We start from the raw sequence: 23,933 nt of genomic DNA, 5'->3' as shown, positions 1-23,933 counted from the left end.
GGGATCTCCTCAGGTCTCGGCAAGGGACAGGATATGGGCGGTGCGGGACAGGTAGTCGTCCCAGTCGCGGATCTTCTGGATGTCGCCAAGGAAGCGGCCGTCGCGGAAGAACAGGAACGCGGGCGCCTTGAGCGCGCGGTGGGCCTCGCGCAGTTCTGCCTCGATGGCATCATCCACGATCGCGCAGTCGAAGGCGTTCCGGAAGGCGGTGCGCAGTTCGGGCAGGATCACGGCTGCATCGGCGGTTTCCAGGTTGCGCGCGGGATCGCCGGGGACGAACAGGCAATGGGCGCCCGGCGCGCCGGCAAAGGCGTCAGCCGCGGCCCGGGTGGTCAGGCGCGGCCAGCCGAGGCCGGATTCGAGACGGTCGATCAGGGGGTGCGTCATCGGGGTCATCCTTCGCTGCGGCCCGCGTCCAGCGCGGCCTGAAGATGCGGCGGCAGGCTGGGGCCGCGGGCGTCGAGATCGGCAAAGGCATCGCCGGGATCGCCCCCGCCCATGACGGCGCACAGCCCTGCCAGCGCGGCGAGGATCTTCTGCGCCTCGTCGGCGTCCAGCACCTCGCGCGCGGCGCCGAGGAAGGTCAGCACCCAGTCGCCGGGGCGGGCGTCCGGCGTCAGCGACAGGTCGATCAGCGCCGTGGTCTCACCGTCGGTGACGCGCGCTGCGATGCCGTCCACGGCGAGGATGCGGAAGGGCAGCCCGACGCACATCAGCCCGCGCGCCCCGGCAGGAAGCGGGCGTCGCCCACCCGGCAGGCATCGTCCGCCGAGGGACGGCCGCCTTCGTAGGCGTCGCGGCGGATCGCGGGGTCGGCGAGGTCGGGGGCATGGGTGCGGCCGGGGGCGACGGCGATGCCCCAGCGCGCCAGTTCCGTGACGCCCTCGGCCAGCGCGGGGGCGATCATGGCGGCAACGGTCGGCGTCAGCCCGCCGCCGTAATCCTCCAGTTCGGCGGGCTGGCAGCCGATCAGCGTCATCCGGCCCGGAAGACGGCCCATCAGCGCGGCGGTGGCCAGCACATCCTGGAAGCCGGTCTGATGCAGGCTCATCTTCTTGGCGCCCATGAAGGCGGGCACCTCGGCATCGCGCACGATCTTCAGCGTGCCGGGGACAAGCCCGTAATCGACCGCATCGAAGATCAGCAGCGACCCGGCCTCTTCGAGGAACGGAAGCAGGTAAAGCCCCTGGGTGCCACCGTCGAGCACGCGCACGCAGTCCGGCAGCGTACGGCTTTCCGCCAATGCCTCGACACAGCGGGGGCCGAAGCCCTCGTCGGCCCACAGAACGTTGCCGATGCCCAGGATCAGGACGGAGTCTGATGGCGCGGCTGGCATGGGTCCCTCCCTGAACCGGTGCTGGCAGCGTGGTTTACGCACGTTGTTCCGTTCGACAGTAAGCTTTGCAGAACGTTCCGGAAGCGCCGAAGTTTACCAATCCTCAGCAAAACGTCATCAAAATGATATTAAATGAAAAAACGCGCAATGGCGGGTGCGGGGCACGACCCGGAGTGGAAGGATATTGACCATTTACTCCGCCCTGGAGGCAGACTCCCTTCCAGAAAGAAACGGGCGCGACCACCGGCCGCGCCCGCAGGGGAAACCACATTCACCATCTACAGCACTATTCCACCCGGTCATCCTTGAAGGTGCGCCAGCCCGAGATGATCGTGGTGATCATCGACTGGCGGGACATGATGTCCTCGCGGATCGCGGCGTAGATGTGGACGATGGCGAAGATCGTAATCGCCCACATGCCCAGGTGATGCAGCGTGTGCAGCCGCTGGGAATTGCCGGCAAGCCCCAGCACCCAGCCGAACGCCCGGTCATAGACCGAACCCTGCCCCGCGCCCTCGGCATAAAGCGCAAAGCCGGTGACGATCATGAAGGTCATTCCCAGCGTGATGAAGGTAAACATCGCCAGATGCGCCAGCGGGTTGTGGCCGATGTATTTCTTCGGCTCCCGTTCGAGGAAGGCATACCAGCGCGCCTCGAAAATCAGCTCCTTCCACCAGCGTGCCCGCCAGAACGGCACATAGAACAGCTGCCGGGCGTGGCGGTTGCCGACGAAGGCCCAGTAGATACGACCGAAGAAGGCCACCGTCAGCACCATCCCCGCCGCGAAATGGGCAAAGCGGACATAGCCGAAGACGAACTGGTCGGTGGCCTCGGCGATCTCCATCGTGGGCGGCGGCGAGGCGATGAGATAGCCGGTCACGATCAGCACGGTGATCGCCGCGGCGTTGACCCAGTGCCACAGCCGCACCGGCACCTCGTAGACATAGACGGCGGCCTGAAGGCGAAGGCTCTCGATGTCCTCGGGGCGCGCGCCGCCGGTCAGCCGCGCGGCCTCCAGCGGGGTGGGCGCCGCGGGGTTGGGAATGTGGATATTGGTGCGGGTTTCGGTCATCGCCCCGCCCTCAGCCCGTCACCAGCCACGCGCCCGAGGCGGCGATGGCCGCCCCCGCGACCCGGCGCACCGCGCCCGCCGTTCGCGCGCGCGCCACGGCGCGCGCCAGCGCGATGCCGACCAGGTGCAGCGCGCCCGTCGAGATCAGGAACCCCGCCAGATAGGCCGCGGCCTGCCCCGTCGCCTCGGTCGCATGGGCATGGCCGTGGCAGGCGCCAAACCCGGCGATGGCCGCCAGCGAGACGGCGGTCAGCGCGCGCGACTGCCCGGCATGGGCGAACACCGTCAACGCGCCGAACACCACGACCGAGGCCGCGATCAGCGCCTCGACATGCGGGATCGGCACGCCCGACCACGACAGCCCCGCGCCCAGCACCATCGCCCCCATGAAGGCCGCGGCCCCGGCCCAGACGTGACGCGACAGCACGAAGCCCGACCACAGGCCCACCGCCAGCATCGCCAGCAGGTGGTCGGCACCCAGGATCGGGTGTGCCATCCCGTGCACCAGCCCCGACGTGCCCCCGTGCCCGGTATGGGCCAGCGCGGGGGCGGCAGTTGCGGCCAGCGCCGCGGCAAGGATCAGTCGTTTCATCGGTGCGCCCTCCCTCAGCGGACCTTGACCCGGGTCAGTTCCTGACCGTCGGGCGACATGACATGGGTGGAACAGGCCAGACACGGATCGAAGCTGTGCAGCGTGCGCAGGATCTCGACCGGCTCGTCGGGCCGCTCCATCCTCGTGTTCATCAGCGCCGCCTCGAAGGCGCCGATATTGCCCGCGGCATCGCGGGGCGACCCGTTCCAGGTGGTGGGCACGACGCATTGATAGTTCTCGATGCGGGCATCCTTGATGTGGACCCAATGGCCCAGCGCCCCGCGCGGGGCCTCGGTCATGCCCACGCCCTTGGCCTCTTTCGGCCAGGTCTTCGGCTCCCACTTCTCGACATTGGCCGTCGCCGTGTCGCCGTTCCGGCAATTGGCGATCAGCTTGTCGAAGAAATGCTTTTGCAACCGGGTGCAGTATTCGGCCTCCAGCGCGCGGGCAGCCGTACGCCCCAGCGTCGAGAACAGCGCCGTCACCGGCAGGTCCATCGTGCGCAGCAGCCCCTCGACCTGGTTCTTGATGTCCTCGTGGCCCTTGGCATAGCCGACGATGTAGCGGGCGAGCGGGCCCACCTCCATCGCGTGACCCTTCCACCGCGGCGCCTTGATCCAGCTGTATTTCGCGGCCTCGTCCACCGCCTCGATATGGGTGCGCGTGCCCTTGGCATTGGGGCCAAGCTCGTATTTCGGCTCGGTCACGCCGTCCCAGGGATGCAGGCCCTTGCCCGGCTCGCCGTAGGAATACCAGGAATGGTCCACGAATTCCTGGATCTGTTCGGGGTCGCGCACGTCGACATCCTGCACCTCGTCGAGGTTGCCGTTGATGATGGCGCCGCGGGGCAGGTGCAACTGCTCCGCCGAAAAGTCGTTGGGGTTCTCGGGGATGTCGCCATAGGCCAGCACCGACTGGCCCGACAGCCCGCCGCCGTAAAGCCAGGACTTGTAGAACCCGCCGATGGCGATCAGGTCGGGGATGTAGACGTTGTTCACGAAGGTCGTGCACATGTCGATGATAGAGCTGACCAGGTTCAGCCGCTCCATGTTGATCGCGCCCACCGCGCCCGTGCCGTCGATGTTGATCGGACAGGGCACGCCGCCCACCAACCAGTTCGGATGCGGGTTCTTGCCGCCGAAGATCGTGTGGATCTTCACCAGATCCTTTTGCAGGTCCAGCGCCTCGAGGTAGTGGGTCGTGGCCATCAGGTCGGCCTCGGGCGGCAGCAGATAGGCCGGGTTGTCCCAGTAGCCGTTCTTGAACAGCCCCAGTTGCCCCGATTCCACGAACTGCTTCAGCCGGTTCTGCACGTCGCGGAAATAGCCCGGGGACGACAGCGGGTGGCTGGGGCTGACCGCCTGCTGCAATTCGCTGGTCGCCTTCGGATCGGCCCGCAAGGCATTGACAGGGTTCACCCAATCCAGTGCGTGCAGGTGGTAGAAATGCACGATGTGGTCATGCACCTGCAGGTTCAGCTGCATGATGTTGCGGATGGAATTGGCGTTGTCGGGGATGGTGATCCCCAGCGCATCCTCGACCGCGCGCACCGAGGTCAGCGCGTGGGTCCCGGTGCAGACGCCGCAGATGCGTTCGGTGAAGGCCCAGGCGTCGCGCGGGTCGCGGCCCTTCAGGATCACCTCGAGCCCCCGCCACATGGTGCCGGTGGAGACCGCGTTGCGGATCACGCCCTGGTCGTCGACGTTGACCTCGCAGCGCATGTGTCCCTCGATCCGGGTCACCGGGTCCACCACGATGCGGCGGCCGGTATTGTCGAGGTCGAAGCCGTTGGGTGTCACGGTCATGGATCAGACCTCCTCTTTGTCCTGGGTCTTCTTCTGGGCGCGCTTCAGCGCGCTGGCGGCGACATGGGCGGCGATGCCCGCGCCCACCACGCCCGCGGCGGCAAAGCCCATCTGGTCGGCGGTCGCCTCGACCCCGAACTGCTTGATGGTGGTCAGCCGGTCGTAGAACCCGCCCTGGTCCCAGAACCCGTCCTCGGAACAGCCGATGCAGCCGTGGCCCGACTGGATCGGGAAGCTGACGCCCTCGTTCCAGCGCACGGTGGAACAGGCGTTGTAGGTGGTCGGGCCCTTGCAGCCCATCTTGTAAAGGCAATAGCCCTTGCGCGCATACTCGTCGTCCCATTGCTCGACGAACTGGCCGGCGTCGAAATGCGGGCGGCGATAGCACTTGTCGTGGATGCGCTGGGAATAGAACATCGCGGGCCGGCCCTGCCGGTCGAGTTCCGGCAGCCGGTCGAAGGTCAGCATGTAGGTGATGACGCCGGTCATCACCTCGGCGATGGGCGGGCAGCCGGGCACCTTGATGATCGGCTTGTCGGTGATGACCTTGTGCACCGGCGTCGCGCGGGTCGGGTTGGGTGCGGCGGCCTGCACGCAGCCATAGCTGGCGCAGGCGCCCCAGCTGATGATGGCCTTGGCGTCCTTCGCCGCGTGGCGAAGCTGTTCCACGAAGGGCTTGCCGCCGACGATGCAGAACATCCCGTCCTCGTTCAGCGGCGGGTTGCCCTCGACGGCAAGGATGTAGTTGCCCTTGTATTTCTGGATCGTCTCTTCCAGCGCCGCCTCGGCCGCGTGGCCCGCCGCCGCCATCAGCGTGTGCGAATAGTCGAGCGAGATCATCGACAGCACCACGTCCTTGGCGAGCGGGTGCGCGCCGCGGATGAAGCTCTCGCTGCAACAGGTGCATTCCAGCCCGTTGACCCAGATCACCGGCGTGCGCGGCTTGGTCTCCATCGCATGGGCGATCTTCGGCACGAAGGCGGGGCCAAGGCCCAGCGCCGACGCCGTCAGCGAGCAGTATTTCATGAAGCTGCGCCGGGTGATCCCCTGCCGCCGCATGACCTCGTAGAAGGTTTCGATCTCGGCCAAGTCCGTCCTCCCTTGCCTTGGTCCGGGCGCACGCCGGGCACGCGCGGACCGTCAGTATCCCAGCGTATGCAAGCAGGGGCGGGCGGGGCGGCGCAAAGGAAAAGGGCGCGCCGCCGAAAAACGGGGAAATGCGATTTTAATCAGTAGTCTGCGGGTCGATCCTGCATATGGTGACTCTGCCCCGCCGGTTATCGGGCTGCCACAGCCACCCGCCGCCGGTCAGCCGCTTTCCGCCCCGCTCAGGTGCCGCGCCGCGGCGACCACCGCCTGCCCCAGCGCCAGCCCCCCGTCATTGGCGGGTGTTTCGCGGTGGGTCAGGACCGGCACGCCATCCAGCGCCGCCAGCATCTCGGCCAGCAGCCGCGCGTTCTGAAAGCAGCCGCCCGACAGCGCCACGGCCCGCGCGCGGCCACCCTCCACCAGCGCGCGGGCGGGGGCGGCAAAGGCATGCGCGAGCCCGGCATGGAACCGGGCCGAGATCACGCCGGGGGGCGAGCCCGCGGCCAGATCGGCGTCCAGCGCGTGAAACATCGGCGCAGGGTCGAGCCCGGCAAAGGGATAGGGCGCGGCGGTCACGCCCTCGGCCAGCGCCTCCAGCCGCATCGCCGCCTCGCCTTCATAGGTTTGGCGGTTGGCGCAAAGGCCCAGCGCGGCGGCCACCGCGTCGAACAGCCGCCCGGCCGAGGTGCAGGCGGGGGCGTTCAGCCCCGCGCGGGCGGCGGCGCGCAGGGCGGCGCGCGGCAGAGGGGTGAACAGCCGGTCCGCAAGATCGCCCAACCCCGCCTGATCCAGCCGCACCAGCAGGTTGCGCCAGGGCTCGCGCGCCGCCATGTCGCCGCCGACCAGCGGCGCAGGCGTCAGATGCGCGATCCGCTGCATCCCGCTGTAATCGCCCAGCAACAGTTCGCCGCCCCAGATCGTGCCGTCCATGCCAAGCCCTGTGCCGTCCAGCACGATCCCCGCCACCGGCCCGCCGTCCAGCGGCCAGAGGTTTTCGGCCAGGCACGCGGCCAGATGGGCGTGGTGGTGGTGCACCTCCTCGACGGGCAGGCCCATGGCATGCGCGTGCTGCGTGGCGCGATAGCCCGGATGCGCATCGCAGGCCACCAGCGCGGGACGGTGATCGAAAAGAGCCGAATAATCGGCGATGGCCTTCAGGAACTCCTCCCAGGTCAGCGCCTCGTCCAGCTCGCCCAGGTGGTGCGACAGCAGCGCCTGCCCGCCCTTCAGCAGGCAGATCGCGGATTTCATCTGCCCCCCAACGGCCAGCACCTGCGGCGCGTCCCCGAACCCCGGCGGCAGGGGCAGCGTGCCCGGCACCCGCCCCCGCGCGCGGCGGATCACCATGCGCGGGGCGGCGCGTTCCACGCTGTCATCCAACCGCCGGGCGATCTCGCGGTCATGCATCAGGAAGGCGTCGGCAAAGGCGGAAAGCGTCGCGCGGGCCTCGTCGTTACCGATGGCCTGCGGCTCCCCGGACAGATTTCCCGAGGTCATCACCAGCGGCCCCGGCACCGCATCCATCAGCAGGTGGTGGACCGGCGTGGCGGGCAGCATCACGCCGAGGCAGGCCATGCCGGGGGCGACGGTCTCGGGCAGCGCGCCGGTGCCCTGCACCAGCACCACCGGCGCGGCGGGATCACGCAGCAGCACGAGATCGTCCGGCATCGGCGCACAGAAGGCACCCAGCCTGTCCTCGCGCGACATGACTGCAAAGGGTTTTGCCGGGCGGCGCTTGCGGGCGCGCAGCAGGTTCACGGCGGCGGCATTGCCCGCGTCGCAGGCCAGGTGAAAGCCCCCCAGCGCCTTGATCGCGACGACCCCCCCCGCGGCCAGCACCCGCGCCGCGCCTGTGATCGGATCGCCCGGCACCTCGTGGCTGCCTTGCTCCAGCCAGAGGCGCGGCCCGCAGGCCGGGCAGGCAACGGGCTGGGCGTGGAACCTGCGATCCGACGGGGTCTCGTACTCTGCCCGGCAGGCGGGACAGATGGGAAAGGCCGCCATCGTAGTCTGAGCGCGGTCATAGGGCAGCCGGTTCAGGATGGTAAAGCGCGGCCCGCAATGGGTGCAGTTGGTGAAGCCATAGCCCTGCCGTCGCCCGGGGCTGCGGATTTCGGCGAGGCAATCGGCGCAGGTCGCGGCGTCGGGCGTGACACCGGTCCCGGCCGATCCGGCCGCGCTGGGGGCGATCACGAAGGCATCCGGGGCGGTGGCAAAGCGGATCGGCACGGCCTCGACCGCATCCACCCTGGCCAGCAGGGGCGCCCGCGCCGACAGCGCCGCCTGGAACGCGTCAAGATCGCCACCCGCCGCGCGGATCAGCACGCCCTCGCCGTCGTTGAACACCTCGCCGCGGACACCGTAGTCACGGGCGATCTGCCAGACGAAGGGGCGGAACCCGACGCCCTGCACCTGCCCGCGCACGCGGATCTGGCGGCCCTGCATCAATGCACCGTGCAGACCATGCAGGGGTCAAAGCTGCGCACGATGTGCTGGACCGTGACAGGCGTCTCGTCGCCTTGGGCAACGGGGGCGCCGACGAGAGCCGCCTCCAGCGGCCCGGGCTGGCCCGCCGCGTCGCGCGGGCTGAAATTCCAGGTCGTGGGCGCCACGATCTGGTAGCCGGCGATCCGGCCCTTTTCGACACGCAGCCAATGGCCCAGCGCACCACGCGCCGCCTCGACCAGCCCCGCGCCCGCGCCCTCGCGCACCTCGGGGGCGGGGTCCATGAAGCGGGCGGCCGGCTCGATTCCGCGGGAAAGATCCTCCATCAGGCCCTGCGTCCGGGCCAGTTCCAGCAGCCGCCCGGCCACCCGCGCCAGCACCCCGCCCCCCGCCAGATCGCGCGCCAGCGGATGGCCGTCGATCACCTGCCGGGCCAGCGCCCCGGTCTCGTAGCTCTCGCCGTTCAGCCGGGGCGCCTTGCACCAGGAATAGGCGGCCTCGCGCATGTCCTCGTCGGGCAGCGTCTGGCCCTCCCCCGGATGCGCCGGGCCGCCCAGCATCCAGGCATGCGAGACATCCTCGACAAGGCCCGACAGGTCCAGCGGATAGCGCGCGCCGCAGCGCCAGAGACCGGGGGCAAAGGCGTGGCCGCCCGCCAGCGGATAGGCGCCGAAGGACAGGTAGCGCCCCTCCCCACGCCCCAGCGCGTCAAGGTCCAGATCGGCGGCGATCCGCAGGAACAGACCCGCATCGCCCGTTTCCCAATCCATCAGCGCCTCGCGCGTGGACAGTGCGGCAAACGCCTCAAGCGGCCCGCCGAACACCACATCCTCGAGATAGCGGCGAAAGGCGGCGAGGCTGGCCGCGATCCGCACCTTGTCGCGCGGACCGGGCGCACGCGTCACACCGCCGGGCTGGATCGCCAGCGTATGCGGCCACTTGCCCGCCATCAGCCCGAGGATGTGCATCAGGGCCGCGCGCGCCTCGATCGCCTGCCGCGCCGCAGCCCCTTCCATCGCGGCAAAGCGGTCGACCGCCCGGGCGTGCCAGGACCGCCCCGCGTAACAAGACCGCGCGAAATCGGGCATGAAGAACAGGGTGAAATGGGTCAGGTGATCCGAGACATTCTCGATGGCGTGGATCAGCGCCGCCACCCGTTCCCCCTGCGGGGCGGGCACATGCCCCCCGGCGGCGGCCAGCGCCCGCGCCGCCGCTGCCGACTGGCTGATCGAGCAGATGCCGCAGATCCGCGGCGTCAGCGTCAACGCGTCCGAGGGCGGGCGGCCCAACAGCATCCGTTCGAACCCGCGATAGAGAGGCGCATTGACGCGGGCCGAGCGCACGGCACCATCGGCCACGTCCAGATGCACCTCCAGATCGCCCTCCACCCGGTTGAAGGGGCCGACGATCAGTCGCGTGCCGGTCATCCGCGCGGCTTTCTCGGCGAGGGCAGAACCTCGACCCGGTCCGCGACCGCATTGCGCGACAGCCGCACGGGCGTCGCGGCCTTCGACAGCGAGGCCAGCGCCATGAACCACGCCTTGGGCATGTCCGAGGGCAGGCCGACGGGGATGCCCGCGACCTTGGGCGTTTCGGTAAAGGCGTGGCGGGGTTCCTCGAACTCGGGCGCGGTGCAGGAAATGCAGGGGTATCCCGCCCGGGTGCAACTGCCCTGCCCGTTCCAGGGCCGGATGTTGCAGTCACCCACCGCCTGCGTGCCGACGCAGCCCAGATGCTCCATCATGCAGCCCATCTCGCACAGATGCGTGGCGGAGGCCTTGTATTCGTAGAACTCGTTCTTGGGACAGCCATGGTGCACCAGGTGCTCGGCATAGAAGCGGGGCCGGGCCAGCGCATCCAGATCGTCCGGTCCCAGCGCGCCGGCGGCCAGCAGCATCAGCGTCTCGCTGACCCAGTCCGGATGCGTCGGGCAACCCGCCACGTTGACCACCGGCAATCCGGCCCGGCCGCGGAACTCGGGCGGCAGGATGCCGCCCCGGTGCGCGCCCTCGTAGTGCAGCCCCGCCGCATCGGACGGGTTGCCGCCGGCGCTCGTCACGCCGCCGAAGGCCGCGCAGGACCCCACCGCGACCACGTGATCGGCCAGCGGCGCGAGGGTCCGCACCCAGTCCAGCATCGACCGGCCGGTGCCCGACAGCATCTGGAACCGCCCCGTCCCCCGCGGCCCCCGCGCGATCGCCCCCTCGACACACAGGACGTCCAGCGCGACCTCGCCCGCGGCGATCCGGTCGAGCAGCGCGCGCAGCTCGGCGCCGGTCTCGGCCGACAGCGCAGGGTGCCACAGGAGCGCGATCCCCGCATCCGCCAGCAGGTCCAGGATGTTCGGATCCTCGGCGCAGAGCAGCGACATGGTGCAGCCGCCGCAACCCGAGGCCTGAAGCCAGAGGACGTTCATCCGCCCGCCTCGGCCAGCGGCAGGTCGAAGCAGAAGCACGCGCCGCCCTCGGCCGGGCAGAGCCGCAGCGCACCGCCATGTTCCTCGGCGATCTTGTGGCTGATGGCGAGGCCAAGGCCGGTGCCCTTGCCCACCGCCTTGGTGGTGAAGAACGGATCGAAGATCGCCTGGCGCAACTCGTCCGGCACGCCCGGCCCGTTGTCGGACACCGCCAGCACGGCCCGCCCGTCCTCGATCCGCGTCGCCACCCCGATCCGTGCGCCCGGCTGGCCTGCGACCGCGTCCAGCGCGTTCTGCACGAGGTTCATCACCACCTGCTGGACATGGCCCGGACGGCCGCGGACCATGACGCCGGGCAGGCCGGTGAAGGCCAGACCGACCTCGCGCCCGGTGCCGCGCATCACCCAGCTTGCCGCCACCGTCGCCGTCTCGACCAGATCGAACGCGACCATCTCGCCGGTGCCCTCGGCCGAGAGCCGCCGCAAATCCTCGACGATGTCGCGCACCCGTTCGGCCCCGTCGCGCGCGCCCGCGACCGCCTCGCGCAGGTTGCCGATCTCGCGGTCCAGCCGCAACTCCTCGCGCAGCCGGATCAGCTCTTCGCGGCTGGCACCGGCCTGCACGCGCTCGAAATAGGTCTCGAACTTGGCGGCATAGCGTTCCAATGCGTGGGCGTTCGCATAGACGAAGCTGATCGGGTTGTTCAATTCGTGCGCTACACCCGCCAGCAGCCGGCCCAGCGAGGCCAGCTTTTCGTTGCGCACCAGCAGGGCCTGCGCGGCCTTCAGCTCGTCATGGCTCTGTTCCAGTTCGGCATAGGCGCGGCGCAACTCGCCCACCGGGCGGCCGGTCAGCACATGTCCGGTGATCCGGCCGCGGTCGTCCATCCGTGCGCTGATCGACAGTTCCAGCGGCGTGCCGTCGCCGGGGGTGGCAAGCGTGGCCTCGATCGTCTCGGGGCTGCGGTTCAGCGCGACCCGGGCCATCGCCTCGGCCAGGCGGGCGCGATCCCCAGCGCAGAACAGTGCTGCGACCGGGCGGCCGGTGCAGGTTTCGCGCGGCGCACACCCGGCGGCGGGGAACGACGCCGAGACCTCCTCGACCCGGCCATCGCGTGCCACCACGATCAGAACGTCCGATACCGAGGCAAGGATCGAGGCAAGGAACGAGCGCAGCGTCTCCAACTCGGCGTTCTTCTGTTCCAGCCGCTCCTGGTGGACGACGAGATCGGCATAGGTCCGGTCGACCGCCGCCAGCACCTCGGCCCAGACGGAATCGGAAAACTCGCCCGCCGCGGTGGGGATCCCCTGAGAGACTTGCTTGGCCATCGTCGCTCCTTCGCGCGCAGGATACCGTCCGCACGGCGGGCTGCCAATCGGTTCGGCGCGGGCCGCTTGGCGCGGCTCCGCTTCTGTGGAAGAATGTTGGTGGCGATCCCGTTGCATGAGGGGGACAGGCCCGATGACCAGCACCGACCAGATCGACGGCGTCGTGCTCGGCGTGATCCTCGGGTTCGAGGCGGGCGCGCCGCTGGTGGTGTTCGCCGGCAACCCCCGGGACCACGCGATCCCCGCCCGATCGCTGGCCGCGCTGACAGGCGATGACGTGGGCGCCGAAGTGGCGCTGTTGTTCGAGGAAGGCCGCCGCGACCGGCCGCTGATCGTCGGCAAGCTGGTGGAACCGCCCCGCCAGGACCGCCCGCCGCTGGTGATCCGCGACGGCGAGACGGTTCGGGTGACCGCCAGCGACCGTCTGGAATTGCGGGTGGGCAAGGCGTCGATCGTGATGCTGAAGGACGGGCGCATCACGATCCGCGGCACCTACCTGACCAGCCATGCCTCGGCCACGAACCGGATCCGCGGCGGATCGGTGAACCTGAACTGATGCCCGCCCTGGTGCTGGAAACCATCGTCCGCCAGCATGCCGAACAGGCGGCGTTCCTCTGGACCCTTTACGATGCGCATATGCGCGACCCGGCGGCGAACGAGGAGATGGACGCAGACCGCCTTGGCCGACTCGTGGAACGGCTCGAGGCGCATCTCGACGGGCTGCGGGTGGCAGGTGCGGACGGGCTGCGGATCGCCGAGGAACTCTATGCCGAATATCCCGAGGCGGGTGAATTGTTCGTGCTGCGGATGCTGCAACCGGGCGCGGCGGGGATGCGGATCCGTGATCTCGACCTTGCGAAGGTGCGGGCCTTTCTCGACGCGACGCTGCCGCCCCCCGCAGGCTAGAGGGGTTCGAAGTCCAGCGGGACACGCTCGATCAGCGTTTCCATGTCCGCATTGACCTGCAGTTGCAGCCAGTCCGATCCATCGAAAACATAGACCCAGTACCCGGCATTGATCGTCAGCAGATCGTCGGTGGCGGTCATGTCGAACGCATAGCCCGTGTTGAACCTGGGGGCGAAGGCCAGACCGTCGCGAGTGTATATCCCGTAATCGTCGTCGCCCCAGTACTCGACCCCCTTGAAGACCGTGACCGAATAGAAATCCGCCTCGGCCCCCTCGACCGTCAGCAGTTCCTCGTCCCTAAGCACATAGGCCTCGCCGTCCGCGCCGCCGACAAGCAGGGTTCCGTCGGCCTTGAGATGCAAGGCCCGGATGAAGACGTTGGTGCCGAGATCGACCGGCGACAGCGACGCGCCATCGAACCGCAGAAGCGTTCCGTAATCGCCCCCGACATAGCCGGTTCCGGCCGTCGGGGCATGCAGGGCGTGCAGGTCTTCCTCGGTGTCCACGGGAATCCGGGTATAGGTGCCCCCGCTGAACCGGAACATCAGCCCGCCCTCGCCGAACACGGCGATCGTTCCGTCCCCGAGCGGCGCAAGATTATCGAGGAAAGCCTCGGCGGCAAAGGGATGGACCGTGAGGGTGCCGCCCCTGAGTTCGTGAAGATATCCGCCGCTGGCCAGAACATAATGCAGATCGGGGCTTGCCGCATGGTAGTCCAGCGCACCGCTGTCGAATTCATGCAGGACCTCGTAGGTCGGATCGGCCGACAGGGTGACCTTCAGAAGCGCCGACGCCGCCTGCTCGCCTTCGTCCGAGCGCGCCTCGATCAGCAGAAAGACCGCATCGCGCGAGAAACTGAACGCTTTCGTGATCTCGCAATAGGGCTCTTCGCCCGCAAGAACCTCTGGCAGATAGTCCATGTCTGACCTCCATCACACGCCGCAGGTATGGCACTGCCGGGCCTTGGGGGCCTTGCAGACAGCCTTGGTGCAGATCGGTTTCTGCTTGACGGCCTCGACCTTCTTCTTGGCCTCCTCCTCGCTGTCGCTGTCCTCGACACCTGCAAGATAGGCCAGGTTGATGAGTTCGAGACATTCCGAGGCGCTCTTCTTCTCCTCCTTGGATTTCCGTTTCGTCCGGGAATGTTCGTTCACGGTCGCATCCGAGGACGTCTTGACCAGATCGCCGGTCGTCGGGACCGTGCACGCCTTCTTGCAGGACACGCTGCCGCTTGGCCCCTTGCAGCCCGCGCGCGCCTGGTCAAGCAGGTTGTCGATCTTCTTCGTCTTGCGGTCGTGCGGCATGCCCTTGCGCGAGCGTTCCGACGCCTTCTTGTTCACGCGCTTGGTGTTCATGCAGATGCAGGGCGCATCCGCGGGATCGTAGGCCGGCCACTGGCTGCACCCCGTGCCGGCGGAACGGCTCCGCATGAAGGCCGAGGCCCGCGCGGTATGTTCCGAATTCCGCCCCGTGGTGGAAAAATCGCAGGGACTGTCCGCGTGCCGGTGGCCATCAAGTTCGGCAAAGACCTTTTCGCAGTCGCCCAGCCCCACGTTCAGCTTGGCGATATGCGGCCAGGGCGGCGCGTTGCCCACCGGCGAGGCGTGGTTGTTGGTGGTCAGGTCCGACATGCGCACCACCGGCTCGCCCTCGAATTTCACGTTGGCGGACCAGGCGTTGAAGTAGGACTTGCCCATGTTCTTGGAACTGACGACGCCCTTCTTCGCGGCGCAGCCCGCCTCGTCGCCGGATGTCCGCGACATGTCCGACTTGTTCTTGAGGTTGACGATCTTGCCCTTGATCTTGACGGTCGAGGTGCCCTTTTCGGTGTCGCCCGCCATCGCGAAATTGGGATAGGGCACCGGAACCCCCGGCGGGGTGGCGGGGTTCTCGGGCGGCGTCATGCAGACATCGGGGAAGGCCGCGATGGTCTGCGCCTGCACCGCCTTGCCCGAGATTTCCAGCCCGTTGGCAAAGACATCGCCCATCAGGCCGCCCCTTCGTGGAACACCGCCGCACCGCAGGCCCCGTCATCGGCCGAGGCCTCGATCAGCACGGGGCTGCCGCCGGAATAGCCCTTGCGCGCGGCCGTCAGCGCCATGCCCACCATCAGAGGCACCACCGCGGCACCGATATTGCCCAGGCTTTCGGCCGGGCTCCACAGATCCTGGAATTCGGTGCGGCCGCGTTCGAGGCGCAGCGCGGCCAGCGCCGTCTGCCTGAACCAGTATTGCTCGCCGATCAGGTCGGCGATGCGATACTCGACCCCCGCCAGGGTCACCCCCGCCTCGCCCAGCGCCTGGGCATAGGCCGCGGTCATCCCGTCGCCCCGAAGCGGCACGTCCAGACCGTCCTCGCCCTGCCGGTTGTAGAGGAACGCCGCCTCGCGCGCGAGGCCAAGCCCGGCAAGCGACAGGGCCGCCTCTCCGTCCGCGGCGCACAGGATCGCCGCCGCCGCCTCGCCCGGCAGGAAGCCATTGGCATTGTCGGGGGTCAGCAGCCGGTTGTCGGCCAGGTAACGGGCGATCGCGGGGGCGGTCAGGTAGCTGTCGACGCCCGCCACCACCACGTACTCGGCCGCGCCCTCGGCCAGCATCCGGCGCGCCTGGCGCAGCGCGACAAGTCCCGAGGGGCGGCCATGGGCGACGATCTGGGTGCGCGTGCGGGGCGGGATCTCGACGATCGCGGCGATCCGGGCGGCCAGCGCGGCGGCATCGCGCACCGGCCGGCCGGGGCGGTCCTCCTCGGGCAGGCACAGGATCAGGGCCGCCCGCCCCGCCGCCCCGGGCACCGCCTCGAACAGTTCCGCGATGGCGCCCGCGGCCAGATGGGCCAGCCGCTTCTCGCCGATCCAGTTGCGCGGCAGGGGCACCGGCGCCCCGATCTGCCACTCGCCGTCCGGCCCCAGGAACCGCGTCTCGCAGAACCCGTCAAGCCTGCCGCGCAGCGCCGCGCAGGCCGACGGTGCATCCAGCCCCACCGCCGTCACCATGCCCGCGGCGAGGATGCCAAGCGGCGTGTTCATGCCTCGTCCTCCGCCGGTTCCGCCGCGGCGGTGGCCACCGCCCGGACATAACGCCGCCCCTCGGCCCGGGCGCGGCGCATCGCGTCGGTGGGCGGGCCGACCCAGGCATGGGTGAACTCGGTGATGATCCGCCGGATCGGGACCGAGATGCGCCAGACCATCATCAGCACCCGCGCCTCGCAATCGAAGAGCAGCGTGTCGGGCAGCAGCGTGCGTTCCGCCGCGATCTCGCGGGCGCGAAACAGGGTGACCGGCAGCGCGGTCTCGGGCGGCAGGCGGAACGCCTCGCGGCCCTTTGGCGTCAGGTGGCCCAGGATCACCGGCCCCCCCGGCGCGGGCGGGTCGATCTGCTGGTCCTCGGGCGCGCACTGGAAATACCGCTCGTCGAAATCGGCGGGCAGGAAGGGAAACACCTCATCCTGCCAACGCTGGTCATAGGTGCCCGCGTGTTTCAGCCGCTCGGGCCAGCCCCGCCCGATGGGCCCAAGCGCCATCGGGCGGTAGTTGCCATAGGGCGATGTCACGGGCTCGTCGGGGACCTGGGTATTGGGCAGGGGCTGGCCGGACAGCCGCGACTGGTTTTTCACCTGTCCCCAGCCCAGCCCCACCGGGTTCGGCCCATAAACCGCGGGCGCGGGATCGTCGGGGGCGGTGCGGTCGGGGCCGCCGAAGGCCGTGTCATAGGTAAACTGCATCTTCGTAAAGGGATGCGGCTCGGTCGCGGTGACCACCGGCCCGACCACGCGCCATTCCCGCGCCCCGATCACGTCCAGCGTCTTGGACCACGCCCCCACCCGGATCCCGACGCGCAGCCCCTGCACCGGCCGGCCGCCCGGAGCGTGGGCCGCACCGTTCACGATCACGTCGCAGCGCGGCTTGCGAAAGGCGAAATCGGTTTCCCACAGCGGCGCGGAAAACCCCGGCGCGCCGGTATATTCGTCGGCCATCACCAGCGCGCGCTGCTCGGCTGCCACGGCGGGCGTGTCGCCCGCGTCGGGGAAGGCGAACGTGCCCTTGACCACCAGAACCAGATAGTCCCGCCCCGTCTTGTCCATGCCCTGGGTAAAGGCAGGAACGAACCGGGTCTGGTTGAAGATCTCCATGGCCGGGCCTCAGTCGAAGGCGTAGGCGAAGCCGCCCTCCCCCCCCGTCACCGTCACGCGCGTCAGCGTGGACCCGTCCAGCGTGCGGTTCAGGATCTGGCGGCTGAGCTCGGGCAAGAGCGTGTTGGTCAGGATCGCGTCGATCATCCGCCCGCCCGACTCGATCTCGATGCAGCGCGCCTTGATCAGGTCCATCGTCCCCTCGCCGATCACCAGTTCCGCCTCATGGCCCTTGCGCAGCCGCTTGGCGATGGATTTCAGCTTGAACCCCGCGATCAGTTCCAGCGCCGCGTCGCTGAGCGGGTAATAGGGGATCGTGACCACCCGGCCCAGCAGCGCGGGCGGAAAGACGCGCAAGAGCGGCGCGCGCAGCGCGGCGGTCAGTTCGTCCAGATCGGCATGCACCTTGCCGTCCTCGGTCATCGCCATGATCTCGTCGGTGCCGACGTTCGACGTCAGCAGGATCAGCGTGTTCTTGAAGTCGATCCGCCGCCCCTCGCTGTCGTCCATCATGCCCTTGTCGAAGACCTGGAAGAACACCTCGTGGATATCGGCATGGGCCTTTTCCACCTCGTCGAACAGCACCACCGAATAGGGCCGGCGCCGCACCGCCTCGGTCAGCACGCCGCCCTTGCCGTAGCCGACATAGCCCGGCGGCGCGCCCTTCAGCGTCGAGACCGTGTGCGCCTCCTGGAACTCGCTCATGTTGAAGGACAGCAGGTTCTGTTCGCCCCCGTAAAGCGCATCCGCCAGCGCCAGCGCGGTCTCGGTCTTGCCCACGCCCGACGGGCCGCAGAGCAGGAACACCCCGATGGGTTTCTCCGGCGCCGCCAGCCCCGCGAACGCAGTCTGGATGCGGTTCGAGATCATCGCCATCGCGTGATCCTGTCCCACCACCCGCTGACCGAGGATCTCGGGCAGGTGGATCGCGCGTTCGGTCTGGCTGGCCACCATCCGTCCGGTGGGAATACCGGTCCAGTCCTGCACCACGCTGGCCACCGCGTTGCGGTCGACGGACGGCAGGATCAGCGGGGTCTCGCCCTGCGCCTCGGCCAGTTCCGCCATCTTCGCCTTCAGCGCCGCCAGCTTTTCCGCCCGCTCCGCCTCGGTAATCGCGGGCGGCGGGGGGGCGTCGGCCTCGTCCGGCGCCGCGGCGGGGTCTGCCTTGGCTTCAGGGTCCGCTGGCTCTGGGGCCATGTGCCCCACCGCGCCGGTCTCGTCCAGCGCAGCCCCCCCGCCCCGCAACTCGGCGCGCAGGTCCAGCACCTCGTCGACCAGTGCCTTTTCCGCCTCCCACCTCGCGTTCGCGGCGGCGAAATCCGCCTCGGCCTGGTCCAGCGCGGCCAGGATGCCTTTCATCCGTTTCTCGGTGTCGATGCCGATCGCGGCCTCGCGCTCGGCGATGCCCTGTTCGATCCTGAGTGCCGCAAGGCGGCGGTCGATATCCTCGACCGCGGCGGGCGTGGCGTGCTGCGAGACGGCGACCCGCGCGCAGGCGGTATCCAGCAGGCTGATCGCCTTGTCGGGCAACTGCCGGGCCGGGATGTAGCGATGCGACAGCTGCACGCTGGCCTCCAGCGCCTCGTCCAGGATCTCGACCTTGTGGTGGCGCTCCAGCACGCCCGCGATACCCCGGCACATCCGCACCGCCGCCTCTTCCGAGGGTTCGGCCACGTTGACCACCTGGAACCGGCGGGTAAAGGCGGGGTCGGGCTCGATGTACTGCTTGTATTCCGACCATGTGGTGGCCGCGACCGTGCGCAACTCGCCGCGCGCCAGCGGCGGCTTCAGCAGGTTCGCCGCATCGCCCGTGCCCGCCGCGCCGCCCGCCCCGATCAGCGTATGCGCCTCGTCGATGAACAGGATCACCGGCACGTCGGAACTGTGGACCTCCTCGATCACGGCGCGCAGGCGCTTCTCGAACTCGCCCTTCACCGAGGCCCCGGCCTTCATCAGCCCCACGTCCAGCAGGTGCAGTTGCACGCCCTTCAGGCTGGGCGGCACATCGCCCTTGGCCAGCCGCTGGGCGAAGCCCTCGACCACCGCGGTCTTGCCCACGCCCGCCTCGCCGGTCAGGATCGGGTTGTTCTGGCGCCGCCGCATCAGGATGTCGATGATCTGGCGGATCTCCATGTCGCGGCCGACCACCGGGTCGATCCGGCCCGCCTTGGCCCGTTCGGTCAGGTTGGTCGAAAACTGCGCCAGCGCCGATTGCCCGCCGGGCGCGGGTTTCCTGGCCACCGCCGGTTCCGGCCCCGCGCCCATCCCCTCGACCGAGTCGGGCAGCAGCGCATCCAGTTGCCCGCCCATGTCGCGCGGGTCGATCTTGTCGAATTCGAGGCTGATCTTGAAAAGCAACGCCTCGACGACCGGTGTGGCAAGCCCCGCCAGCAGCAGGTAGGCCGAGCGCACCGTCTCGTCGCCATATTCCAGCTGGCCCAGGCTCCACGCCTCCTGGATCGCGCGAAAGATGTGATCGGAAAATTCCTCGACCGCGCTTGCCCCGTGCGGCAGCGTGTCGATCGCGCGGGTGATGTCGGCGTCCAGCCGGGCGAAATCCACGCCTGCCGATTTCAGCAGGATCTCGAAATCCGACCGGGGGGAATGGGCCAGTTCGTGCACGAAATGGACAAGCTCGACATACGGGTTGCCCCGCGCCTTGGCCGCCTGCGCCGCGGCCGAAAAGGCCTTGAGGCAGACGGGGTTGAGCTTGCCCACCAACTCCTTGCGCTTGATGGTTTCCTGGCTGCCTCTCTGGGCCATGGCTGCCTCCCCCTGACATCCTGCCGGTCGGCGCGCGGGCGGTCCATATCGGTTCCGGCCGCCCGTCGCCCGTGCTAGTCTACGCCCGAAACCCGCCGTGGCGACAAGATTTTTCGCCCCGCGCGTGCAGACCGGAGCCCGCCGATGAAGGACCCGTTGCCCTCGGACATCTTCCACCGGGGACAGGTGCTGAACAACACCTACGACATCGAGGGCGTGCTGGGCCGCGGCGGCACGGGCGAGGTCTACCTGGCCCGCAACCAGATCTCGGGCCGCGAGGTGGCGATCAAGGCGCTGTCGGCGCAGTTCTCGGGCAATGCCGACTACGTCGAGCTGATGAAGCGCGAGGAAGAGATGCGCAACATCCAGCATGACGCGGTGGTGCGCTATACCGAATGTTCGCGCTCGGACCAGGGGCATGTCTTCCTGGTGATGGACTATATCGACGGGCCGTCGATGAATGACGAGATGCTGGCCCGGCGGATGGATGCCCACGACCTGATGGTGATCGCGCACCGGGTGGCCAGCGGGCTGGTGGCCACCCATGCGCGCGGCGTGGTGCACCGGGACCTGTCGCCCGACAACATCATCCTGCGCGGCGGCGCCCCCGAGAAGGCCACGATCATCGATTTCGGCATCGCCAAGGACACCGCGGCGGGCGCGCGCACGATCGTCGGCAACCAGTTCGCGGGCAAATACGAATACGCCGCCCCCGAGCAGGTCGAGGGCCATGCCGAGCCGCGGTCGGACCTCTACGCGCTGGGCGCCTCGCTGCTGGCCGCCTGGCGCGGCGAGGTGCCGTTCCTTGGCAACACGCCGGGCGAGATCGTGCGGCGCAAGCAGCAGCGGCTGGATACCGAGGGCGTGCCCGAACCGCTCAAGGGGCTGATCGACGCGCTGACCGCGCCGGAACTGGCCGACCGGCCCGCCGACGCGGCCGCGGTGGTTGCCCGGATCGAGGCGGCGCTGAAACCCCGGACCGGCGTGACCGAGACCGCGCCAAGCGGCCGGCGCGGGCGGCGGGGCGCCTGGCTTGCCCTGCCCGCGCTGGCCGTGGTGGCGGGGGTCGCGGCCTGGATGCTGGGGCTGTTCGACGGGCTGTTCCCGGAACCGTTGCCGGTCGCCGCACCCTACCGGCTGGCCGCATCGCATGGCCCGGACGCGCCGGGGCGGCTGGTCGGGAACGCGCCCGACGAAGCCGCCGCCACGGCGCTGGCTGCCGCCTATGCCGAGGCCGCGGGCACAGCCCCCGCCGAGGCCGCGCTGACGCTGGCCACGGGGTTGCCGCGCGCGGACTGGGCGGCGCAGGCCGCCGCGCTGATGGCCGAACTCGCGCCGCTCGACCGGTGGGAGATGTCGCTGGCCGGATCGTCGGGCGAGGTCACGGGGCTTGCCCCGGACAGCGCCGCGCGCGATGCGGTCCGGGCGCGGATCGACGCATGGTCCGCGACCAGCGGCATCACGCTTTCCGCCGCCATCGCCGCAGGCCCGGAACGGCTGGACGCGGCACAGGTGCAGGCGGTGCTGGACCGGCGGGCCACCTGCGGGCCGCTCACGCAGCAGACGCCCTCGGATGCGACCTACCCGATGGGCGCCACCATCGTCGTCACCGGCGACATCGCCGCCCAAGCCGACAAGCCCGCGATCGAGGCCGCGCTGGTGCCGCTGATCGGCGACCGCCAGGTGCAGGTCGAGACGCGGACGCTGAACCGCGACCTCTGCGCGATCCGCGCGGTGCTGCCCCATCCCGGCGGCGGCACGCTGTCGATCTGGCTGGGCCAGGGCGAGACCGGCGAGGCGAACCTGACCGGCATCTACCGGGTGGGCGAAAACCCGGTGGCCGAGGTGCTGGCCCCCGCCAGCCTGACCCAGGGCTGGCTCTGGGTGATGGTGGTCGACAACACCGGCAAGGTCTTTCACGTCCTGCCCCAGATCAACCATACCGAGCATGCCCTGACCGAGGTCGGCCGCGTCGAGGGAGGCCTCAGGCGGGTGCGGGTGCTGCACTCGGTCGAGGAGTTCCGAGCCGACCCCGGCAGGCTTGCCTTCCGCATCACGGACGGCGATTTCGGCAAGTCCGAGATCATCGCGATCCTGTCGAAGACGCCCCTTTTCGACATGCGCCGCCCCCGCGACGAAAGCGTGACCTCGGTCGCCGAGGCGCTGGCCGAAACGCTGGAAGGGCGCGAGGACCAGGTGCTGGGCGTGGCCTCGCGGATCATTGACGCGCGTCAATAACTGCTCACGATCGTTGCAAGAATCGAAACCATCTGAAATGATTCCCCTGTCATTCGACATGAAGGACAGGGGCGTTGGTCAATCTGGACGTGTTTCTCGCCCCGCTTGACGGGGACAATCCGTCGGGAACCGAACTGAGAAACGACCCGCGGTTCCAGGCGATCGAGCGGCTGATCGAACCCGCCGCGCGCGAGTCTCGCACCGAGACGCCGGGCGCTGTGCCCAATCCCGTCGCGGCGGTCGACTGGGCCGATGTGTTGTCCGAGGCAGCCGATCTGGCCAGATCGGGGCGTGATCTGCGGCTGCTTGTGATCGTCGCGCGAGCGCTTGCGAACGAGGGCGGGATCGACCGCGACAAGGGCTACCTGGGCTATGCCGGCTTTACCCGGGGTCTGGAACTGATCGCCGGCAACCTGGCCGCCTTCTGGGATACGATCCACCCCGAGTTGCGTGACACGCCCACCCCGCGCGAGGCGGGGCTGCGGCGGATCAACGCGCTGATGCAACTGGAAAACGACGGCAACGGGCTGTTGGGCGATCTCCAGATGAACGCGGTGATCGACGCGCGGGGCATGGGCACGATCACGGGGGCCGACCTGGCAGCGGGAACGCTGTCTGACAATGACGTGCTGCGCGAGGGGCCGTCGGGCCTGGGCCAGAAGGAACAGGCGCAGGTGCTCGAGGCGCATGCGGCACGGCGGGGCCGGGTCGAGGCGGCGACGCGGGCGATGGCGGCCGAGAACCCGGATACCTTCGCCGCGCTGTCCCACAGCCGCACGGCCGCGCGGGCGGCGCTGGACGCGCTGGCCGCGGCGGTCAACGAACGTCTGGGGCTCGGCCCCGGCGAGGCGCTGCGCTTCGTCGAGCTTGCCCGCTTCCTCGACCGCGTGGGCGCCACGCTGTCCGCCGCGGCCGCCCATGCCGCCGCCGAGACCGGCCAGCCCGACCCCGCCCCGCAGAACGCCATCCCCCCGGACGGTCAGGCTGCCGCGACCACCGCACCGCCGTCCACCCGCGGCAGCATCAACGGCGCGCAGGTCAATTCCCGCGAGGATGTCGAGCGGGCGCTCGACCTCATCATCGCCTTTTACGAACGCACCGAACCGTCGAGCCCCATTCCCCATCTCGCCCGGCGCCTGAGGCGCATGGTGCCGATGGATTTCATGGAATTGATGGAAGAGGTCGCACCGGGCGGGGTCAAGGATTTCCGCGCAATGGCCGGGGTGCCGGAGAACGGCAAGAAGTAATCGAGGACACGGCAGAACAGGGGTCACGACATGGCAGACAGCAAGCAGAAGGTCATCGAGCGCAACCGCGCCCCAAGGGTGCAGATCGCCTACGATGTCGAGCATTACGGCAGCCCGACAACCATCGAACTGCCCTTCGTCATGGGCGTGATGGCTGACCTTGCCGGGGCGTCGGAGACGTCCGAGGCCAGGAAATCGGTGAACGACCGCGCCTTTGTCGAAACCGATGCGGGCCGGTTCAACAAGTTCATGGAGGCGCTGGCCCCCCGGGTGAAGGCCCGCGTGCCGAACCGGCTGCCCGGCAAGGAGGGCGCCGAGGCCGACGAGGAGATGTTCGTCGATCTGACCTTTACCAGCATGGGCGATTTCGCCCCCGACAAGGTGGCCGAACAGGTCCCGCCGCTGGCCGAACTGCTCAAGATGCGCAAGCAGCTCGAGGAACTGCTTGGCTACATGGACGGCAAGATCGATGCCGAGAAGCGCATCGCGCAGCTTCTCCAGAACGAGCCCCTGCTCGCGCAGGCCGCCGAACAGGCCATGAAGGCCGCCAAGGACGAGGAGAGCTGAG

At 69.2% G+C, this 23,933-nt stretch carries 21 protein-coding genes; 5 read left to right on the top strand and 16 right to left on the bottom strand.

Annotation, left to right across the window (positions count from 1 at the left end):
- Positions 1–9 precede the first annotated feature (9 nt).
- From EV655_RS12280 to EV655_RS12230, 11 genes are all read right to left on the bottom strand, one after another.
- A complete protein-coding gene (locus EV655_RS12280; protein ID WP_165905336.1) occupies positions 10–387 on the bottom strand; it encodes a thioredoxin domain-containing protein in 378 nt (125 codons plus the stop codon).
- 5 nt (positions 388–392) lie between these two features.
- Positions 393–713, bottom strand: coding sequence for a HypC/HybG/HupF family hydrogenase formation chaperone (locus EV655_RS12275; RefSeq protein ID WP_132545262.1), 321 nt, complete (start codon positions 711–713; stop codon positions 393–395).
- Positions 713–1,336 (bottom strand): HyaD/HybD family hydrogenase maturation endopeptidase, encoded by a 624-nt coding sequence (locus EV655_RS12270; RefSeq protein WP_132545260.1) that lies wholly within the window; start codon positions 1,334–1,336, stop codon positions 713–715. Before EV655_RS12270 ends, EV655_RS12275 begins: the two co-directional genes overlap by 1 nt.
- A 286-nt stretch (positions 1,337–1,622) precedes the next feature.
- Positions 1,623–2,408 carry a Ni/Fe-hydrogenase, b-type cytochrome subunit gene (gene cybH, locus EV655_RS12265; protein ID WP_132545258.1) on the bottom strand — a complete coding sequence of 262 codons (786 nt, stop codon included), beginning with the start codon at positions 2,406–2,408 and terminating at the stop codon, positions 1,623–1,625.
- 10 nt (positions 2,409–2,418) lie between these two features.
- Complete coding sequence (locus EV655_RS12260; protein ID WP_132545256.1) at positions 2,419–3,000, bottom strand: HupE/UreJ family protein; 582 nt, start codon at positions 2,998–3,000, stop codon at positions 2,419–2,421.
- Positions 3,001–3,014: 14 nt separating this feature from the next.
- Complete coding sequence (locus tag EV655_RS12255) at positions 3,015–4,805, bottom strand: nickel-dependent hydrogenase large subunit (RefSeq protein WP_132545254.1); 1,791 nt, start codon at positions 4,803–4,805, stop codon at positions 3,015–3,017.
- Positions 4,806–4,808: 3 nt separating this feature from the next.
- On the bottom strand, positions 4,809–5,894 hold the full coding sequence (locus tag EV655_RS12250) for a hydrogenase small subunit (RefSeq protein WP_132545252.1): 1,086 nt from the start codon (positions 5,892–5,894) through the stop codon (positions 4,809–4,811).
- Positions 5,895–6,113: 219 nt separating this feature from the next.
- On the bottom strand, positions 6,114–8,339 hold the full coding sequence (hypF, locus tag EV655_RS12245; protein ID WP_132545250.1) for a carbamoyltransferase HypF: 2,226 nt from the start codon (positions 8,337–8,339) through the stop codon (positions 6,114–6,116).
- Positions 8,339–9,766, bottom strand: coding sequence for a nickel-dependent hydrogenase large subunit (locus EV655_RS12240; protein WP_132545248.1), 1,428 nt, complete (start codon positions 9,764–9,766; stop codon positions 8,339–8,341). The genes hypF and EV655_RS12240 overlap by 1 nt, the downstream gene beginning before the upstream one ends.
- Positions 9,763–10,755 (bottom strand): NADH-quinone oxidoreductase subunit B family protein, encoded by a 993-nt coding sequence (locus EV655_RS12235; RefSeq protein ID WP_132545246.1) that lies wholly within the window; start codon positions 10,753–10,755, stop codon positions 9,763–9,765. Before EV655_RS12235 ends, EV655_RS12240 begins: the two co-directional genes overlap by 4 nt.
- Positions 10,752–12,083, bottom strand: coding sequence for a sensor histidine kinase (locus EV655_RS12230; RefSeq protein WP_132545244.1), 1,332 nt, complete (start codon positions 12,081–12,083; stop codon positions 10,752–10,754). The genes EV655_RS12235 and EV655_RS12230 overlap by 4 nt, the downstream gene beginning before the upstream one ends.
- 133 nt (positions 12,084–12,216) lie before the next feature.
- Here EV655_RS12230 and EV655_RS12225 point away from each other — a divergent pair, with 133 nt between their 5' ends.
- Both EV655_RS12225 and EV655_RS12220 read left to right on the top strand, forming a co-directional pair.
- A complete protein-coding gene (locus tag EV655_RS12225) occupies positions 12,217–12,639 on the top strand; it encodes a DUF6484 domain-containing protein (protein ID WP_132545242.1) in 423 nt (140 codons plus the stop codon).
- Positions 12,639–12,989, top strand: a complete 351-nt coding sequence (locus EV655_RS12220; protein ID WP_132545240.1) for a hypothetical protein — start codon at positions 12,639–12,641, stop codon at positions 12,987–12,989. Before EV655_RS12225 ends, EV655_RS12220 begins: the two co-directional genes overlap by 1 nt.
- Here the strand turns inward: EV655_RS12220 and EV655_RS12215 are convergent.
- The 5 genes from EV655_RS12215 to tssH are packed head-to-tail and all read right to left on the bottom strand — an operon-like array spanning position 12,986 to position 19,880.
- Positions 12,986–13,909: a beta propeller repeat protein gene (locus tag EV655_RS12215; protein ID WP_132545238.1), complete on the bottom strand. Its 924-nt coding sequence runs from the start codon at positions 13,907–13,909 to the stop codon at positions 12,986–12,988. The genes EV655_RS12220 and EV655_RS12215 overlap by 4 nt on opposite strands.
- Positions 13,910–13,921: 12 nt before the next feature.
- The gene (locus EV655_RS12210; RefSeq protein ID WP_207901957.1) at positions 13,922–14,977 is read right to left on the bottom strand and encodes a DUF4150 domain-containing protein; all 1,056 of its coding nucleotides are present in this window, start codon (positions 14,975–14,977) and stop codon (positions 13,922–13,924) included.
- A complete protein-coding gene (locus tag EV655_RS12205; protein WP_132545234.1) occupies positions 14,977–16,014 on the bottom strand; it encodes a beta-ketoacyl synthase N-terminal-like domain-containing protein in 1,038 nt (345 codons plus the stop codon). The genes EV655_RS12210 and EV655_RS12205 overlap by 1 nt, the downstream gene beginning before the upstream one ends.
- The gene (locus EV655_RS12200; RefSeq protein ID WP_132545232.1) at positions 16,011–17,117 is read right to left on the bottom strand and encodes a DUF2169 family type VI secretion system accessory protein; all 1,107 of its coding nucleotides are present in this window, start codon (positions 17,115–17,117) and stop codon (positions 16,011–16,013) included. The genes EV655_RS12205 and EV655_RS12200 overlap by 4 nt, the downstream gene beginning before the upstream one ends.
- Before the next feature lie 9 nt (positions 17,118–17,126).
- On the bottom strand, positions 17,127–19,880 hold the full coding sequence (gene tssH, locus EV655_RS12195) for a type VI secretion system ATPase TssH (protein ID WP_132545230.1): 2,754 nt from the start codon (positions 19,878–19,880) through the stop codon (positions 17,127–17,129).
- Positions 19,881–20,024: 144 nt separating this feature from the next.
- Here tssH and EV655_RS12190 point away from each other — a divergent pair, with 144 nt between their 5' ends.
- The 3 genes from EV655_RS12190 (at position 20,025) to tssB (ending at position 23,932) form a co-directional block, all read left to right on the top strand.
- The gene (locus EV655_RS12190) at positions 20,025–22,118 is read left to right on the top strand and encodes a serine/threonine protein kinase (protein ID WP_132545228.1); all 2,094 of its coding nucleotides are present in this window, start codon (positions 20,025–20,027) and stop codon (positions 22,116–22,118) included.
- A gap of 74 nt (positions 22,119–22,192) precedes the next feature.
- Complete coding sequence (locus EV655_RS12185; RefSeq protein WP_132545226.1) at positions 22,193–23,365, top strand: type VI secretion system protein TssA; 1,173 nt, start codon at positions 22,193–22,195, stop codon at positions 23,363–23,365.
- Between the two features lie 30 nt (positions 23,366–23,395).
- Positions 23,396–23,932, top strand: coding sequence for a type VI secretion system contractile sheath small subunit (gene tssB, locus EV655_RS12180; RefSeq protein ID WP_132545224.1), 537 nt, complete (start codon positions 23,396–23,398; stop codon positions 23,930–23,932).
- Position 23,933 lies beyond the last annotated feature (1 nt).

Source organism: Rhodovulum euryhalinum, from assembly GCF_004342445.1.
In the GTDB taxonomy this organism is placed as follows: Bacteria; Pseudomonadota; Alphaproteobacteria; order Rhodobacterales; family Rhodobacteraceae; genus Rhodovulum; species Rhodovulum euryhalinum.
Note: the sequence above shows the minus strand (reverse complement) of the source record. Positions and strands in the feature narration are given on the sequence as shown.

Excerpts from the sequence above, each read along its gene's own strand:
- EV655_RS12280 (WP_165905336.1), bottom strand. The coding sequence starts at position 387 with ATGACGCACCCCCTGATCGACCGTCTCGAATCCGGCCTCGGCTGGCCG.
- EV655_RS12275 (WP_132545262.1), bottom strand. The coding sequence starts at position 713 with ATGTGCGTCGGGCTGCCCTTCCGCATCCTCGCCGTGGACGGCATCGCA.
- EV655_RS12270 (WP_132545260.1), bottom strand. The coding sequence starts at position 1,336 with ATGCCAGCCGCGCCATCAGACTCCGTCCTGATCCTGGGCATCGGCAAC.
- cybH (WP_132545258.1), bottom strand. The coding sequence starts at position 2,408 with ATGACCGAAACCCGCACCAATATCCACATTCCCAACCCCGCGGCGCCC.
- EV655_RS12260 (WP_132545256.1), bottom strand. The coding sequence starts at position 3,000 with ATGAAACGACTGATCCTTGCCGCGGCGCTGGCCGCAACTGCCGCCCCC.
- EV655_RS12255 (WP_132545254.1), bottom strand. The coding sequence starts at position 4,805 with ATGACCGTGACACCCAACGGCTTCGACCTCGACAATACCGGCCGCCGC.
- hypF (WP_132545250.1), bottom strand. The coding sequence starts at position 8,339 with ATGCAGGGCCGCCAGATCCGCGTGCGCGGGCAGGTGCAGGGCGTCGGG.
- EV655_RS12240 (WP_132545248.1), bottom strand. The coding sequence starts at position 9,766 with ATGACCGGCACGCGACTGATCGTCGGCCCCTTCAACCGGGTGGAGGGC.
- EV655_RS12235 (WP_132545246.1), bottom strand. The coding sequence starts at position 10,755 with ATGAACGTCCTCTGGCTTCAGGCCTCGGGTTGCGGCGGCTGCACCATG.
- EV655_RS12230 (WP_132545244.1), bottom strand. The coding sequence starts at position 12,083 with ATGGCCAAGCAAGTCTCTCAGGGGATCCCCACCGCGGCGGGCGAGTTT.
- EV655_RS12225 (WP_132545242.1), top strand. The coding sequence starts at position 12,217 with ATGACCAGCACCGACCAGATCGACGGCGTCGTGCTCGGCGTGATCCTC.
- EV655_RS12220 (WP_132545240.1), top strand. The coding sequence starts at position 12,639 with ATGCCCGCCCTGGTGCTGGAAACCATCGTCCGCCAGCATGCCGAACAG.
- EV655_RS12215 (WP_132545238.1), bottom strand. The coding sequence starts at position 13,909 with ATGGACTATCTGCCAGAGGTTCTTGCGGGCGAAGAGCCCTATTGCGAG.
- EV655_RS12210 (WP_207901957.1), bottom strand. The coding sequence starts at position 14,977 with ATGGGCGATGTCTTTGCCAACGGGCTGGAAATCTCGGGCAAGGCGGTG.
- EV655_RS12205 (WP_132545234.1), bottom strand. The coding sequence starts at position 16,014 with ATGAACACGCCGCTTGGCATCCTCGCCGCGGGCATGGTGACGGCGGTG.
- EV655_RS12200 (WP_132545232.1), bottom strand. The coding sequence starts at position 17,117 with ATGGAGATCTTCAACCAGACCCGGTTCGTTCCTGCCTTTACCCAGGGC.
- tssH (WP_132545230.1), bottom strand. The coding sequence starts at position 19,880 with ATGGCCCAGAGAGGCAGCCAGGAAACCATCAAGCGCAAGGAGTTGGTG.
- EV655_RS12190 (WP_132545228.1), top strand. The coding sequence starts at position 20,025 with ATGAAGGACCCGTTGCCCTCGGACATCTTCCACCGGGGACAGGTGCTG.
- tssB (WP_132545224.1), top strand. The coding sequence starts at position 23,396 with ATGGCAGACAGCAAGCAGAAGGTCATCGAGCGCAACCGCGCCCCAAGG.